The sequence below is a fragment of the Methanobrevibacter sp. UBA412 genome (assembly GCA_002495685.1).
Taxonomy (GTDB): domain Archaea; phylum Methanobacteriota; class Methanobacteria; order Methanobacteriales; family Methanobacteriaceae; genus Methanobrevibacter_A; species Methanobrevibacter_A acididurans.
Genome location: DAGJ01000021.1, coordinates 181,136 through 196,026, shown reverse-complemented (window position 1 = coordinate 196,026; position 14,891 = coordinate 181,136). Strand labels below are relative to the sequence as shown.

At 26.9% G+C, this 14,891-nt stretch carries 17 protein-coding genes; 1 reads left to right on the top strand and 16 read right to left on the bottom strand.

The features are described from left to right. Positions 1–53: 53 nt before the first annotated feature. The 13 genes from BP997_RS06405 to BP997_RS06345 form a co-directional block, all read right to left on the bottom strand. Complete coding sequence (locus BP997_RS06405) at positions 54–2,054, bottom strand: V-type ATP synthase subunit I (protein WP_413825188.1); 2,001 nt, start codon at positions 2,052–2,054, stop codon at positions 54–56. Between the two features lie 10 nt (positions 2,055–2,064). Then, positions 2,065–2,379, bottom strand: coding sequence for an ATP synthase archaeal subunit H (gene ahaH, locus BP997_RS06400; RefSeq protein WP_413829040.1), 315 nt, complete (start codon positions 2,377–2,379; stop codon positions 2,065–2,067). A 242-nt stretch (positions 2,380–2,621) separates the two neighbouring features. Continuing rightward, a complete protein-coding gene (locus tag BP997_RS06395) occupies positions 2,622–2,984 on the bottom strand; it encodes a hypothetical protein (protein WP_409198622.1) in 363 nt (120 codons plus the stop codon). 162 nt (positions 2,985–3,146) lie between these two features. Further along, positions 3,147–3,545 (bottom strand): hypothetical protein, encoded by a 399-nt coding sequence (locus BP997_RS06390; RefSeq protein WP_413825194.1) that lies wholly within the window; start codon positions 3,543–3,545, stop codon positions 3,147–3,149. Between the two features lie 67 nt (positions 3,546–3,612). Next, on the bottom strand, positions 3,613–4,611 hold the full coding sequence (locus BP997_RS06385; RefSeq protein WP_413825197.1) for a response regulator: 999 nt from the start codon (positions 4,609–4,611) through the stop codon (positions 3,613–3,615). Positions 4,612–4,807: 196 nt separating this feature from the next. Then, complete coding sequence (locus tag BP997_RS06380) at positions 4,808–5,320, bottom strand: nitroreductase family protein (protein ID WP_413825200.1); 513 nt, start codon at positions 5,318–5,320, stop codon at positions 4,808–4,810. A 19-nt stretch (positions 5,321–5,339) separates the two neighbouring features. Continuing rightward, entirely contained in the window at positions 5,340–6,176 is an 837-nt protein-coding gene (locus BP997_RS06375) for a citryl-CoA lyase (RefSeq protein WP_413825202.1), read from the bottom strand. A gap of 42 nt (positions 6,177–6,218) precedes the next feature. Further along, complete coding sequence (locus tag BP997_RS06370) at positions 6,219–7,067, bottom strand: fumarate hydratase (RefSeq protein WP_413825205.1); 849 nt, start codon at positions 7,065–7,067, stop codon at positions 6,219–6,221. A 30-nt stretch (positions 7,068–7,097) separates the two neighbouring features. Further along, positions 7,098–8,000 (bottom strand): peptidase, encoded by a 903-nt coding sequence (locus BP997_RS06365; protein WP_413825208.1) that lies wholly within the window; start codon positions 7,998–8,000, stop codon positions 7,098–7,100. A 14-nt stretch (positions 8,001–8,014) separates the two neighbouring features. Beyond that, positions 8,015–9,436, bottom strand: coding sequence for an MmgE/PrpD family protein (locus BP997_RS06360; RefSeq protein WP_413825211.1), 1,422 nt, complete (start codon positions 9,434–9,436; stop codon positions 8,015–8,017). Between the two features lie 68 nt (positions 9,437–9,504). Next, on the bottom strand, positions 9,505–9,987 hold the full coding sequence (locus tag BP997_RS06355) for a hypothetical protein (protein ID WP_413825214.1): 483 nt from the start codon (positions 9,985–9,987) through the stop codon (positions 9,505–9,507). 2 nt (positions 9,988–9,989) lie between these two features. Continuing rightward, positions 9,990–10,943, bottom strand: coding sequence for a DUF3100 domain-containing protein (locus BP997_RS06350; protein WP_413825217.1), 954 nt, complete (start codon positions 10,941–10,943; stop codon positions 9,990–9,992). 128 nt (positions 10,944–11,071) lie between these two features. Next, a complete protein-coding gene (locus BP997_RS06345; RefSeq protein ID WP_413825219.1) occupies positions 11,072–12,340 on the bottom strand; it encodes a TiaS agmantine-binding domain-containing protein in 1,269 nt (422 codons plus the stop codon). Between the two features lie 149 nt (positions 12,341–12,489). Between BP997_RS06345 and BP997_RS06340 the strand changes: the two genes are divergently transcribed. After that, positions 12,490–13,452 (top strand): transcriptional regulator, encoded by a 963-nt coding sequence (locus tag BP997_RS06340; RefSeq protein ID WP_409198612.1) that lies wholly within the window; start codon positions 12,490–12,492, stop codon positions 13,450–13,452. Positions 13,453–13,466: 14 nt separating this feature from the next. Here the strand turns inward: BP997_RS06340 and BP997_RS06335 are convergent, their stop codons facing one another. The 3 genes from BP997_RS06335 to BP997_RS06325 form a co-directional block, all read right to left on the bottom strand. Then, entirely contained in the window at positions 13,467–14,270 is an 804-nt protein-coding gene (locus BP997_RS06335; protein WP_413825222.1) for a hypothetical protein, read from the bottom strand. A gap of 7 nt (positions 14,271–14,277) precedes the next feature. Next, a complete protein-coding gene (locus BP997_RS06330) occupies positions 14,278–14,616 on the bottom strand; it encodes a heavy metal-binding domain-containing protein (RefSeq protein WP_409198610.1) in 339 nt (112 codons plus the stop codon). 33 nt (positions 14,617–14,649) lie between these two features. Continuing rightward, the coding region (locus BP997_RS06325; RefSeq protein WP_413829038.1) for a heavy metal-binding domain-containing protein at positions 14,650–14,891 on the bottom strand (242 nt) is incomplete at its 5' end.

Sequence of the window (14,891 nt, the reverse complement as noted above, 5' to 3'; positions counted from 1 at the left end):
TAATTGTATAAAATTATTTATAAAAATTTTTAATTTAATTTTTGTAAGCAAAATTATCTTTTGACTTTAGTAAATTTTCTTTTTGCTTTAAAAGGTTCAAACATGTTTTTTCCATTAACAAAGAATTGTCCGAAAAATTCAACATAGTTTAAACGTAATGCATTTACTCCAGCACCTAATACTTGGAATGCAAAATTTGCAATATGTCCAAAGATAAATAAAAATATAGCTATTAATATTCCTACATATGGAATAGATGTACCTACAAGTTGTGCTAAGATATTTACAGTCATAGCAATACCACCAGTAGCTAAACAAAGAGCTAAAAGACGAGCATATGATAAAACATCTCCTAAAAATCCAAATACATCCATCACACCATATATTCCAGATGCATATACTAGTAAAATTAGGGTTAATACAACTAATGCTAAACCAGCTATAATTCCGATTTGACCAATTGCTGGAACCATATATCCTGCAGCTAGTAAGATTATACCTATTTCTAAGATAAACCATACTATTTGAGAACCTAATGCTTCTTTTTTATCCCCATTTCTAAGGTTGTTTATTGCTCCAATAATGAAACCAATATTAGTATAAAGAATACCAACAGCAATAGCAACAATTAAAATATTTGCTGGATGTTTAAAAGCATCAAACATAGGAATTACTGTAGGAATAGTTATTCCAAGGAATCTTGTGAAAAAGTCCCCAATAAATCCATTAGTAATTAATCCCAGTATTACAGCCCATATACCACAAGCCATAACAATTTTTCCAAAGTCGGAAAAAGTTTCATTCATCTTTCCCATACCTTTATATAATATATATCCTAATAAAGTTACGATTATTCCATATCCACCATCGGTTAAACAGAAACCGAAGAAAAATGGAAATGTTATTGCAACAAAAATAGTAGGATCAATAGCATTATATTTTACAGGTCCATACATTTGTACAAGAGTTTCATAAGGTTTTGCATAAGAATTATTTTTTTGAAGAATAGGAACATCTTCATCCTTATCTTGTATATCTTCTAATTCATAAACATAATTACCTTCAGTAGTTTTATCTAATACTTCGATAGCTTTATCTACTTTAGGTTTAGGTACATATGCTTCTAATACTTTGGTAGTTTTAGTTTTACCAAAGGATGCATAAATCTCATTTCTTTCTTTTTCAATCTCTAATTGTTCTTTTAAAACAAGTATTTTGTCATCCCATTTATCAGCTATATCTTTTAAGCTAGAATTAACTTGGGATTTTTCAACTTCAATTTCTTGGATTCTAGAATTTGATTTAGCAATAACCTGATCAGGTTTTCCCTCTAAACCAGTTGTATCCAATCGTTCAAAGTCAAATTTTCTAAGTAAAATAAAAACGTCATCTCTAAGATTTGTAGGAACTACAGTTATGAGAATTTTATAATCTTCATCCTCATCATGAGCTTCTTCAATTAAGAGTTGGTCTGTAATTTCGCTTAGTTCTTTCTTATATTCCTCAACAGATTCAACATTCATCCGACCTACTAGAGAAGAAGTATGTTTTGAATCTTCTAATAAACTTAAGTCTAAATCAACAGATTTAAGTTTATTAGCAACATTAATATTAGATTCAAGCGAACTTTTTTCACTATCCAGTTTAGCCAACTTATCTTGAACTTCATCAGTTAAAGGTCCCACTTCAGTTAAAATAGATTCTGTATACTTAATAAAACTTTCAGTATCCATATCTTCAACATCTTGTAAAACTGGAATTTCTGGAGATATAAAACCTTTAAGTTTATCCTTAATTCCAGAATTAACACTTAAAGCATCACCTAATAATTCAGAAATACTAGTAGTCTTCATAAGAAGTGAAGAAATTTTACCAGTATAAGGTGTAACTTTTGAAGGGTCTAATAATTCAGCTGTCTTTGGATTCTGTTGAATGCTTTCAGAAACATCTTCGACTTGAACAATACCTTCCTCATGTAGGTTTTTCACTACATTTGGAACATATTCATCCAATGCCATTATTTTAAGCTTTTGCATTCTCACAGTTTTGAACATTATTCTCACGTTATAATATATTTTTGACAACAAAAGAAGCAGCTTCATCCACATTACCCATAGCACTTGATTTAAGAGCTTGAGCATCCTTTTCGGATTGTGCAGTAATAGATTTTGCCTCTTTTTTTGCATTTTCTTCTGCATCAAAAACAGTATTTTTAGCTTCATCGTTAGCGGATGCCTTAGCAGCATCGATAAATTCACTAGCTTTCGCTTTTGATTCTTCGATAATATTGGAAGCTTCTAATTTAGAATCTTCAACTAAGGTATCAGCATCAGTTTCAGCTTTTTTAATTTGTGTAATAGATTCTGATATCCCTGCCATAATAAATCACCATGGTATTAATAATTTCTATTTAGATTAATATATATCTTTTACTATTTGATTCTAAAATTAGTTTCAAAAACCAAAAATTATTTAAAATAATCCTATTTTTTAATAAAAAATTGCAAACCAATAATATAAAGATATTATAATAAAAAATAATTAATTTAATTTTTTTAAAATTCATAAAAACAAGTTTTTTGTCTTAAAAAAAAATATTAAATTAAATTTTTTTAAAGACATTATTTTTTAGATCGTTCCCTATAAAAATATTTCAACAATTTCGGAGGTAATCTTTTACCATAAGCTAAAAATGCTAAAAATATTAAAATTGCTCCAAAAATGAAGAAAATTAATCGATCAGATCCTGAAAATAGAACAAGTGAAGTTAAAACAAAAACAACCCCATCTGACATTATTGCAGATTTATTCCATTGAGGAACAAAAGCAGATAACATATAAGTTAAACCTATGACAATTAAAATCACAGAAAAACCAATATCAGATGATGTGAATGAACTTGACATAAAAAATGGTACTATCGCCCAAGAAACTAAAACAAAGAAAAAGATTATTCCAAATAATTCGTTTTTACTTAAATTCATATCATAATTCTCCAAAAAAGAATATCATAAATTAAAATTATTATTTTTTAAAAATAATTTTTTGAAAAAAACTTTCTATTTAAAAATTTTTAATCATCAAATTATTACTATACTATTAAAATTTTTTAGTATATATAGATATTTGAAAAAATAAAAAAAAGTTTATTTCTTTCTACTTTTTTTAATAACATTTTTAAAATCTTCAATCATATCTCTATCTTGATTTCCAGGACCTGAATAAAAATCTTCTAAATCTTCTAATTTAATAAAATCTAATGGGTTTCCATCTTCATCTTTAGATTCTGTTGTTATTAAAATCACAACTGAATTTTTATAAAAATTATATAAAAAGTATATAATTGTAATTATTATTATATAATTAAAATAGAATAGTGCAATTAGAATAATTGCAATATGAATAAGAATATTTCCATAAGCATTTTTTCTAAGGAGAATATAATTTTTATCCTCAGATTTGACTTTGTATTTTTTTTCTTCTAATAAATCAGCAGTTTTATACATTTCACTCTGATTTTTTGCAAAAATAAATTTAGGCATCATATTAATTAACTACAAAAATTTTTTTATTAAAATAGTATATCTAATGAAAAATATAAAAAATGAGAAATTATTTTTTCAATATTCCTCGAATTAAAGATTTAAATTTAGGTTCTTTTTTTGACTTGTTAGTTGATTGTGAATCAGGAGTCTGTGAAATTTCTGTTCCAAAGATTTTTTCAAAATCATCTGTATGTTTAATTAAAGTTAACTCTAAAATTTGTTCTAATTCTAAATCAAAAATTGGTTTACTAATAAAACCATAAGGTGCTGTTTCTAAAGCATTTTTAATATTCTCATCATTAGAACTACCAGTTAAATAAACTATAGGAATATTCAAATGAGAAATTTGCTTAGATACATCAATACCTGAAATTGAACCTTTTAAAGATATATCCATTAAAATTAAATCTGGTTTTTTATCCTTAGCTAATTCAATAGCTTTTTCACCATTGTCTTCAATTCCAAGTACAATATATCCAAAATCTTCAATTTTAGCTTTTAAATCTAAAGCAGTTATAGATTCATCTTCAATTATTAAAACTGTGAAAGTATTATTTTCTTTTCTTCTTGTTAAAAATTCATTTTTATATTTTTTCCCCGCTTCAAATTCTATTACAGCTTGTTCATGTAATTTAGGATTTTGAGTAGCTAAAATAGAAGTTTCACCTTTAGACATTTGAAGTTTATCCAATTCTATTTTTGATCTGTTTAAAGCCAATTCAATAGTTCTTTCAAGTTTTAACATGTCAAAAGGTTTGTTTAAAAAACCATAGGAAGGTACTTGGTTAGCTTCTTTAAAAGTATCTTCATCAGTATGAGAAGTTAAAAATATTAAAGGTATGTTTTCATTTAAAATTGACTTAGCCGCATTAATACCATTCATTTCCCCTTTAAGAGTTATGTCCATTAATACTAAATCTGGTTTTTCCTTATTTGCTAAGTTTATAGCATCAACACCATTTACAGCCATACCACAAATTTCATAATTTAAATCTTCTAATTTAAACTTTAAATCCATTGCTGTTATTTTTTCATCTTCCACAATCAAAATTTTATTTTTAACCATTTTTATAAAACCCCATTTAATTGTTAAGAAAAATTTTGTAAATCATTAGTTTTTAAAAAAAATGATAAAATTTTTATTAAAAATTTAGATGAATGAATATATATTTATCATGTTTTAAAAGCTTTATGAAATAAATTTTTAAAAAAATGAAAAATTTAAAGTATTTATAATTTTTTAGTGTAAAAAAAAGTTTATTTTATTTATAAATAACTAAATCTGTTAAATTTTTTCTAACATTATTTCGTTCACTAGGTTCTGCATTGGGATAACCTAAAGGTGTGAATAAAATTGGTTCTAAAGTTTCATCATAATCAAATAACTTTAATGCAGCATAAGGTTTAAATGCAGCAATATAACAAGTTCCTAAACCTAATGCAGTAGCTGCCAATATCATATGATCCATAACTATACTTGCATCTATCTCAGCTATGTTTTTACCATCCCATGGTCTAGTCCATGCTTCTTTATGTGATGCAACAACACATATAACTAATGGAGCTTCAACAAACCAAGGTTGAGGGTATATTTCTTTTAATAATTCTTTATTTTTTTCAGTATCTATGACAAAAATCTTAATAGGCTGATAATTTACCCCTGTTGGGGCACGTCTACCTGCTTCTAAAATTTGATCTAATTTTTCCTTTTCAACTTTCTTATCTTTAAATCCTCGAACACTATATCTTTTATTTATTGTTTCAAAAAAATCCATTAAAAATCACCTATTTTTTTTAATCAAATGAAGTAAAATCTTGACCTTCATAAGTTATATCTTCTAAATCACAGAATCTGCGAAATTCTTCTTCTTCAGTCATTTCTTCATAACTATGAGCAACTAAACCTGGCACTCTACTTATCATGAATATTCCTAAACCTAATCTACTATCAAAACCTAAATCAGAAAGTATTCCTGCATTAGCACCATCAACATTCATTTTTATGCCTTTTTTTTTATATAATAAACTTTCAATAACTAATGCTAACTTAGTATGTGGACCTATGACACCTTCATTAATAGCTAATGATAAAAGTTTAACTGCTCTTGGATCTTTATGATGGTATCTATGACCAAAACCTGGAATCTTGAAATTTTGTTTAGAATAATTATTCACTATTTTTATTGCTAATTTAGATATTAATTTGTTTTCATCTTCAGATTTATGATTTTCAAGGTTTAAACTTTTAATACTATCCTGAAAGAGTTTCATTGATTTTTCTATCGCCCCTGCATGATTTTTTCCAAAACTTAACAGGCCCCCTGCAACAGAATTATTAATTGGTGATCCTGATGATGCAATTATTCTTGTTGCTTGTGTACTTGGTGGAGTAACTCCATGATCTGAAAAACTTACTAATACATGTGAAAATATTTTAGATTGTTTTTCATTAGGTAATTCTCCTTTTAATAGTAAAAATATCATATCAGAAAAACTTAAATTACCTATTAAATCATCTTGAGAATATCCCCTAGTTATTATTTTATCAGGTTCTACTTTAGTTATTGATGTTCTTAAATTATGTTCAGGTATTTTGAATCCTTTTTTTAAGATTGGTTTCTCAGGTTCCATGATTTTTTTTCCTTAAAAATTTTAATTAAATTGATTATTATTTTATTTTTTCAATGTAATTGTAGCAACTCTAGGTTCAACAAAACAGGAAGGTCTAATAGAAACGATTCTAACACCACTTGCTCTTTGATTTCCAATTTGAATAAAAGAACCTAAAACTGTAGTGTCTCCACCTAAACCCATTGGACCAATATTAGTTTTATTTATCTCATTTGATATTAATTGTTCTAAATTTGATTGATTAGATAAATTTCCATAAATCATTGATTTAATCATTAAGGAAGATGCTTCAAAATGTGTACGGCCTATACCGATACAGGGAATAGACGGTGTGCAACCTAACATTGGAAGAGATGATTTTAACCAGTCAATTGCAAAATTTAATACTTCTTCATAGGAATGTTTATGGAAAACTCTATAAGTTTTTGCTCTTATTTCAGGACCTCCACCTAGGAGTAAGATATGTATTTTTGTGTTTTCATTATGAGATTTATCTAATAATATTGGTGCAGATTTAACCATTGAAGGTGAATCATATAATCCTTGGGATTGTTCAATTCTTTCTATATCTTGACCCTTAACTGCCATTGGTCTTCCGGGTAATTTTTTTAAACCTTCGGCAATACCTAATTGGATTTCATTTAAAATTTCAATAGATATAGGAGAATTTTTTCCTTGCTCTATGAAAATATGGGGAATACCTGTGTCATCACACATAGGTAATTTTTTATTTTTAGCAATTTCCTCATTTTTCATCATGATTTTTAAAGCCCATTTTGCATTATCATTAGTTTCGTTTTTTATAGCTTTTTTAAAAGCAGTTAAACGATTTTTAGGATATGTTGTACTTGCTTGTATTACTGCTTTTGATACTTCTTTAGTTAAATCCATAAATATTTTTTTCCTTTTAAATGAATTTTATTATAATGGTATTGCTAAATCTTTAGAAGATTTTGGAGACATTTTTGCTTCTGGATAATATCTGTCTATAACATCTTGTACTAATCCAACTTGTTTTATTCTTAATTTAGCCTCAGTATTTGTAGTGTCCCAGTTATGAGTTTTAGCTATTGATCCTCCAGTTTTTAAATATATTGGACTTGCTACTTTAATCATGTCTGGAACTTCATAATGTCTTATGAATCCTCCAGTTGATTTAGGGTTTTCTGTATGGATATCTATAGGAATATTAATAGTTTTTCGCATACTTGCAAGCATTGGTATTTGTAAATCTCTAACTGGATTTAATGAATTTAATCCTATTTTTTCAAATAGTTTAGCTGATGCAGGATTACTGCATCCTGCATGTGCAGATAATTTGAAATGAATATCTTTAGGTATTTCCCCATTTTCTCTCATTTGGGATAATGCATAAAGTAAACCTTCATCATATAAGAGTATTCCTCTAACACCTAAATTTGTTGCTCTTTTAACATCTTCAATAGCGTATACAAGGTTATCGAATCCTCTAAGACGATACCCTATACGTTTTCCTTCTGATGTTTGGACTGTTGCACTAGTATCATAAGTTGCTCTAGGACCTACACTTAAAAATAGTTCAATTCGAGCACTTTTTGCTAATTCTACCATTTCATTTATTTCAGAATCTCTTAAAAACATGATCCCTTTAGTCTGTGTGGCTCTGTGGATTATTATATTTTCATCTTCACAAGCATTAATGAGGGAACTTAATGCATTTGGAGTTTGAATTCCTGGAACTTCTAAACGGTATTGTCCTTTATCATTAAATCTTTTATTTGACACATATTCAGTTGTGGCTTCATGGATTCCTAATTTTTCAAGTGATATTCTAGTTTCTTTCATAAGCTATATACCTTTTAAATAATTTTTAATAATTCATTAAGTTTGTAATCTTCCATATTTTCAATGATTTTAAGTTTTTCCATATCATAATCAGGATTTAATATCTTAAATTTTTTTAAAATATCCATTTTAGTTAAAGGATTTTCAGCTTCTCCTAATGGATAATAAGTTTCATCTTCAAATATTTTATTATTATGTTTTGTATTTACTACAATTTTTACATTTGCGGGTCTCTTTTCTGGAAACAATTTAGTTAAATTTTCATCATTTATAATTATTATTTTATTTAATAAATTTTTTATATTATTAATTTCTTCAATGTTACTTTCATTTGTAGTTAATAAGTCTTTTTTAATTAAAGAACCAATTAAATCTATATTTACATTGCCATAAATTAAGGCTATTGCTACTGCAAAGGGTAATGATTGTTTTAAATCTTGTTTATTAAGAGGATTATAATTATCATGTTCTGCTGCTATTTTATATGTATTAACTATAACTTTATCTATTTGATTTATGCTTATTTTATTGTGATTTAATTGATTCTTTAATTTAAATATAGAATCTATTGTAGAGTGAATATGTCTACAGAATGGATATTTTTTATGATAAACTTCATTAATATGGGATTTTTTTAAGTTTTCATTTATATAACCATTTAATAAATCATGACTTATTACAGTGTTAGTTGACATAGCATGAATAAATCCCTCATCCCCATCAATTATTGATTCTGTACCAGTGAAACCATTTTTTGCAAGGTAAGCTGCTAAAATACCATTTGTAACGGCTTTACCTACATGTAAAACTTTTCCCATACTTCCTTGATGATCTGATTCTAAAAGTCCTGAAGATTGCGTTCCTGAAAGTCCTAAAGCAGAAATGATTTGAACTTTATTTAATTTCAATAATTTAGATGCAGTTGCACCAGCAGCTATAGCCCCAATTGTTCCAGTAGAATGAAATCCTTGATTCCTATGATTAGGATTTACTAATTTTCCTAAAGTTATTGATATTTCATAACCAATTATAACAGATTCCAAAAATTCTTTAGAACTTGAATCATTTGATTGTGAAACTGCTAAAGCTGTTGAAAATACTACTGCTCCAGGATGTAATTGTGCAAGTCTATGACCATCATCTAATTCTAAAACATGGGCTGAAACTCCATTAATAAAACCTGCATTTAATGTATTAAAATAAGAATTATCATATCCTATGACTTTACAAGAATCTTGAAATTGTTTAGAATTAGAAAATGGATAATTTAATTCATTTAAAGTTTTTATAAGATATTTAGTAGGAGTTTGATTAATACCCTTAATTGTTACAGCTAAATAATCTAAAAAACATAACTTAATTAATTCAATATCCTTTTTAGATATGTTTTCATAGTTTGTTTCTAAAATAAAATCTGAAATTTTTTCAACAATCATTATTAAATTCTCATTTAATTTATTTAAATAAAAAAAAGTGTAAAAAATTAATTTATAAGAAAAATATTTTAAATTGCACCAGTTAAGACTAATACTATTTGAGCTACGGTTGCAGAACAGATATAAGTCCCTGAAATTACGAATATTGTTACAATAACTCCTCTCCACCCAATACGTTTAAAGTCTTTCCAATCTCTACCAATTCCAATTCCTACATATGCGAGGAATACTGTAACAATTGAGATTAAATCTACTTTAGAAACATAGTAAGTTACAAATCCAGATGTTGGTACAAATGGTAATGCAAGTATACATCCTATAATACTTATATAAATAATGTTTGAAATTTGATATGGTAAGAGTCTCTCCATTAAAAGCCCAACTAATGTAATACCTGATAAAATAAACATTCCTATAAGTGCTTCACCCATTGGATGTTTATAACCTACATAATTTGCTATTACAGTGATGATTGAAAATATCAATAATAATAAAATCCAATATAGGACTCTTTTAAAAGTTATAACTTTTGGATCTGGATCAAATGGCATTTTTAATCATCCCCCAGGGATTTTTCTTCAGAAGATTCAGTAGTTGAAGTATCTTTAGAAGATAATGATATTGAACTTAAAACATCTGGCACATTTCTTCCAATTATAGGTTCTAAATGTTTGTATAAATATTCTGTTAAAGGAATTCCTAAAAATATACTTGCATATATTCCAAAACAAAAAGATAATAAATTACTGAAACCTGCAAATGCTAATAATGTATTGGCCATATTAGGATACATATAAACAAGTGGAGAAATTGCTGCCGCATTCATACTCGCACTTCCAATACCACTTGCCATTGCAAAAGCATAAGGATGTAATGGTAAAACAGATGCACAAACACTTGCTAAAAAACTAATATAAATTGTACCTATCATAGTCCCTATAACAAAAACTGCTAAAACTCCTTTTGCTTCAGGAGATTTAAATCCATATTTATCTATAATAATCCCTAAATTAGGTTCACGACAAATTGAACTTGTCATACCAATTGATTCACGTTTAAATCCTAATAGTAATGCGATAGGTAATGCAAAGAAAATTGTTCCTAAATTACCTAATTCTTGTAAAATAAGTGCAGGGCCTACTTGAGCTAAAACATATAAAGATTGACCACTAGCAACAGCAAGTTTAGCAAGTAAAGGACCTATAAAAACTAACATAGCACCTTCAGCCATTTTAGATTGCTTTTTACCAACGAATTTTATAGGTTTAGCTAAATATAGTATTAAACCAATTATCATTGCATAAAGTAAAGGCATTAATACAATACTTACTGTTTTTGATAAGTAAATCTTTTGAACTCCAATAGACATGGAAATAATAGATATAATTAAAACGGTTATATGAAGTTTATATTCCCGCCAAGGCTTTTTAATTTGTTTATCCGTTTTTTCACGAAATGCATGTTCATGTGGTTGATCTTTTTTAGCAGATATAACTCTCACTTCCAAGGTAAGAAAAAATTATAAACATTTTATTATTGAAGTTCAAAATATTATCTTACAGTTTTAAAATTATAATTAATTATTCTTTATTAACTTCAAATTTATAAATTAATAGTATTTAATTTTTTCAATAATTATAAATTCATTCTAACAATTGGTTTAGCTAAGTGTCTTCGTGCAGAAATAGGTGTTTCATAGAATTTACCTTCAACAAGGGAACGTGAAATTGTTTCAGGGACTTTTTGATTTGAACTAATCTTATTTCCACATTTTTTACATTTAAAACCTTTATTTTTACCTGCAGAAGTCATTCTTTTTCCACATTTACATTTTGGGTTTTTATATTCAACATCTATTAATTTAATTACTTGAAATTTCTCTATATTGAATGTTCCGTGCTCCCCTATTCCACCATAAAGTTTAACTATGTCTTCAGGTAATAATTTTTTAACAACCTTACGAAAATCTTTGGTTGGCTCATATGCCCCACATGCAATTTCTCCAGATTCATCATATAAATTGAAAAACATATGGCCACCTTCAATTATTTTAGGTTTATTTTTAACTTTACCCTGAATAATATAACAACTATATTGTTTCATGTCCTCAATTTTTTTCGCTTTTTCAACATGCATATCTGTATGCTGATTAGTTAAATAAATTCTATACCTTTCAACAGGTTCATTTAATTTAACAATCTTTTTCGCTAATAATAATGTATCTGGAGAGTTACTACGAATTCCATACATTACAGGACATGGAGTTTTTGGTTCAATGGCAATATAATCTTCAGCTTTATCATAATTTTCAAAAGTATCCGGAAAAGTTTTTTTATCCATTTCAATCACTGAATCATAATCAATTGCACGTTTAGTACCATAATTTTCAGGTATCCTGTAAGCTAATAATTCATAGGTATAATCTTTCAATGGACATCCTATTGCAGCAAGAGATCCAATTATTCCTCTTCCTTTTTTAAATTTATAAATATCTGCACCAATTTTTTTGGCAAAATCTTCAGCTTCTTTTATGGTAATAACTGAATGAATAGCTTTATATGAGTAATCAATCATTTCAGGAGTTATTTCACCACTGTAAAATACAACACCTGGGTTAGTGTTGTCACAATCAAACATTGCTAAATCTGAAACAGTTTTTAAAATTAATTCTTTAACAAAATTAATATCTGTACCTTCATATGGAATTTTGAAGTGTATTGCGCCATTTCCTCTAGTTTTAAATCGGGCAAATGGATTTAATCTAATTAATCTTGGAAAACCTTCTATTTCAATTTTGTTTTCTTTTAATTCGTCGATTATTTTAGCACCTAAATAAGTTGTGCACATTCCATTTGGAGAGTCAGTATCATCTATACCTATATGAAGAAATTTTATAAAAATCACCTACAAGAAAAAATAATTTATAATAATTATTATATAGTTTCCAAAATATATAATATATTATAATAATTAATATTTTCTTATTTAAATATATTAATTAGTTTAAACTGGATAAAAAAATTATTTAAGATTTTATACTGAGGTAATTATCTATGAATAATAGGGCTCAATTGATACAAGGGATACATCAACTATTAATTAATGAAGGATTTGAAACATCTCATATTTATGAACATAGTTGTTTTGATATGATTGCTCGTAAAAAAGCATTATTATTAATGTTAAAAATCCTTATAAATGTTGATAGTGTTAATGAAGCACATGTTGAAGAAATTAGAGGATTATCTAATTCTTTTTTAGCTTCACCTATACTTGTTGGTTTAAAAAGTAAAAATCATCTTCTTGAAGAAGATGTTGTTTATGAAAGACATGGTATTCCTACAATAGGTGTTCAAACTCTTAAAAATATGATTATGTATGATGAATACCCTGAAATTTTAGCAGATCGTGGAGGGTATTATGTTCAAATTAATGGAAATGTTTTAAAAGAATATCGTGAAGAATATTCTTTATCCCTAAAAGATTTAGCTGATTTAGCTCATGTTTCACGGGCAACAATGTATAAATATGAGAATGGTAAAGTTAGAGCGAATACTGAAACAGCAATGGCTTTAGAAGATATTTTAAACACAAAAATAACATTAGATATTGACCTATTCAAACCATATAAAAATGATGAAGAAATAAAATTAAAAGCTGACTTATCTACTAATGATAATCGTGTTAAAGATTTAGCTAAATTAGGTTTTGGAATAGTTTCAACAGAAAAAAGTCCTTTTGATGCTTTAGCTAAATTAAATAATCCTAAAATTAATCCAAATAACCCATTAATTACTAATTTAGAGAATAATCGGAACTCAAAAACACTTAAAAAAATGGCAATAACTTTAAAAGATTTATCTTTAATTACATTATCTGACTCTTTTTTCATAGTGAATAATAAAAAAATTGGTGAATCACTAGATGGTATACCTGTAGTTAAATCCTGGGAAATGAAAGAAGTTGGAGATTCTGCTGAATTTTTAAAAATAGTTAAAGAAAGAAGAGATAATTAAAAAAAAATAATATATTATAAATTATTTAAAGTATTAAATGTTGATTCTGCTTCTTTTATACTAGCTATTCCAACAGTTATCATGTCAGCAAATTCTAATTTTTTAATGAATTCAAATGCTTCTTTAGGTTGTAGTATACCTACTGCTAATGCTTTTTGAATTATTATTTTTTTATCTAATTCTTTTAATAGTTTTGTTAACTTGATTTGATCATCTTTTAAGAAAGATTCACTATCCATAGTGTAACCATATTTATTAACTGGTATCATATAAAAATCAAAATCATTTCTTATTGGAGAATCTAATAATTTTTTTGTTGTTTCAAATGGTGAAAAAGTTATTAGTCCACTGAAAATGTTTAATTTATTTATCTGATTTAACATATTTTCAAGGTATTTCCAGTCATAACTGTTAACTAAAAATTCATCTATTAACATTATACTTGGATTGTATTTACTTAATTTATGAATATCACTTAACCAATCTACTTCTTTTGCTTTTTCATAATCAGGCATTAAATAATTCACATTAGATTTACCGATTGTTGCAATGACCTCCATTTCAACACCATTTTCACATGCCATATCATAAGCTTTTAATAAATTTTCATGATTAACTAAGTTTATAGATCTTACACCTAAATCATAAGCTTTTTGGATTATTTTAGCTATATTTTCAGGTTGAGTTTCTAAATCTAATTCATATAAACGAGATCTATGTCCGAAATATGTTTCTCCTGTGAATGTAGCTGTTCCAAGAATTGTTTTTGAAATTTCTTTATCTTTGAATTTTAATTTTTCATTGAAAATATTTAACACCTACTCATTATTCTTCTTCTATTATTACTGCAGTACCATATGCTAATACTTCTTGCATATATTGAAAAATGCTGTTAGAATCATATCTTAATGAGATTATAGCATTTGCATCTAATTGTTGTGCATGTTCTATGCATAAATTTAATGCTTCTTCACGTGAATCTTGTAACATTTTAACATATTCTTTAATTTCACCACCAAATAAAGATCTAACACCCGCAGTAAGATTTCCACCAACACCACGACTTCTAACAGTTAAACCATAAACAAAACCTTTAGATTCAACAACTTTAAAACCCGGAAGGTAATTAGCAGAAGAAATTGGAAACTCATCAATTGAAACCATAATTTTTCACCTCAACATGATTCTATTTTAAATTTATTCTTTTTCTACTACAACTGCAGTACCATATGCTAATACTTCTTGCATATCTTGAGAAATACTGTCAGAATCGAATCTTAATGAAATAATTGCATTTCCACCTAAGTCTTTAGTGTGTTCAATACATCTATTTAATGCTTCATTACGTGTTTCTTCCATCATTTTCACATATTCTTTAATTTCACCACCAAATAAAGATCTAACACCAGCAGTAACATTTCCACCAACACCACGACTTC

Bases quoted from the DNA above. Each gene is read 5' to 3' on its own strand.
- BP997_RS06405 (WP_413825188.1), bottom strand. From the start codon at position 2,054: ATGTTCAAAACTGTGAGAATGCAAAAGCTTAAAATAATGGCATTGGAT.
- ahaH (WP_413829040.1), bottom strand. From the start codon at position 2,379: ATGGCAGGGATATCAGAATCTATTACACAAATTAAAAAAGCTGAAACT.
- BP997_RS06395 (WP_409198622.1), bottom strand. From the start codon at position 2,984: ATGAATTTAAGTAAAAACGAATTATTTGGAATAATCTTTTTCTTTGTT.
- BP997_RS06390 (WP_413825194.1), bottom strand. From the start codon at position 3,545: ATGATGCCTAAATTTATTTTTGCAAAAAATCAGAGTGAAATGTATAAA.
- BP997_RS06385 (WP_413825197.1), bottom strand. From the start codon at position 4,611: ATGGTTAAAAATAAAATTTTGATTGTGGAAGATGAAAAAATAACAGCA.
- BP997_RS06380 (WP_413825200.1), bottom strand. From the start codon at position 5,320: ATGGATTTTTTTGAAACAATAAATAAAAGATATAGTGTTCGAGGATTT.
- BP997_RS06375 (WP_413825202.1), bottom strand. From the start codon at position 6,176: ATGGAACCTGAGAAACCAATCTTAAAAAAAGGATTCAAAATACCTGAA.
- BP997_RS06370 (WP_413825205.1), bottom strand. From the start codon at position 7,067: ATGGATTTAACTAAAGAAGTATCAAAAGCAGTAATACAAGCAAGTACA.
- BP997_RS06365 (WP_413825208.1), bottom strand. From the start codon at position 8,000: ATGAAAGAAACTAGAATATCACTTGAAAAATTAGGAATCCATGAAGCC.
- BP997_RS06360 (WP_413825211.1), bottom strand. From the start codon at position 9,436: ATGATTGTTGAAAAAATTTCAGATTTTATTTTAGAAACAAACTATGAA.
- BP997_RS06355 (WP_413825214.1), bottom strand. From the start codon at position 9,987: ATGCCATTTGATCCAGATCCAAAAGTTATAACTTTTAAAAGAGTCCTA.
- BP997_RS06340 (WP_409198612.1), top strand. From the start codon at position 12,490: ATGAATAATAGGGCTCAATTGATACAAGGGATACATCAACTATTAATT.
- BP997_RS06330 (WP_409198610.1), bottom strand. From the start codon at position 14,616: ATGGTTTCAATTGATGAGTTTCCAATTTCTTCTGCTAATTACCTTCCG.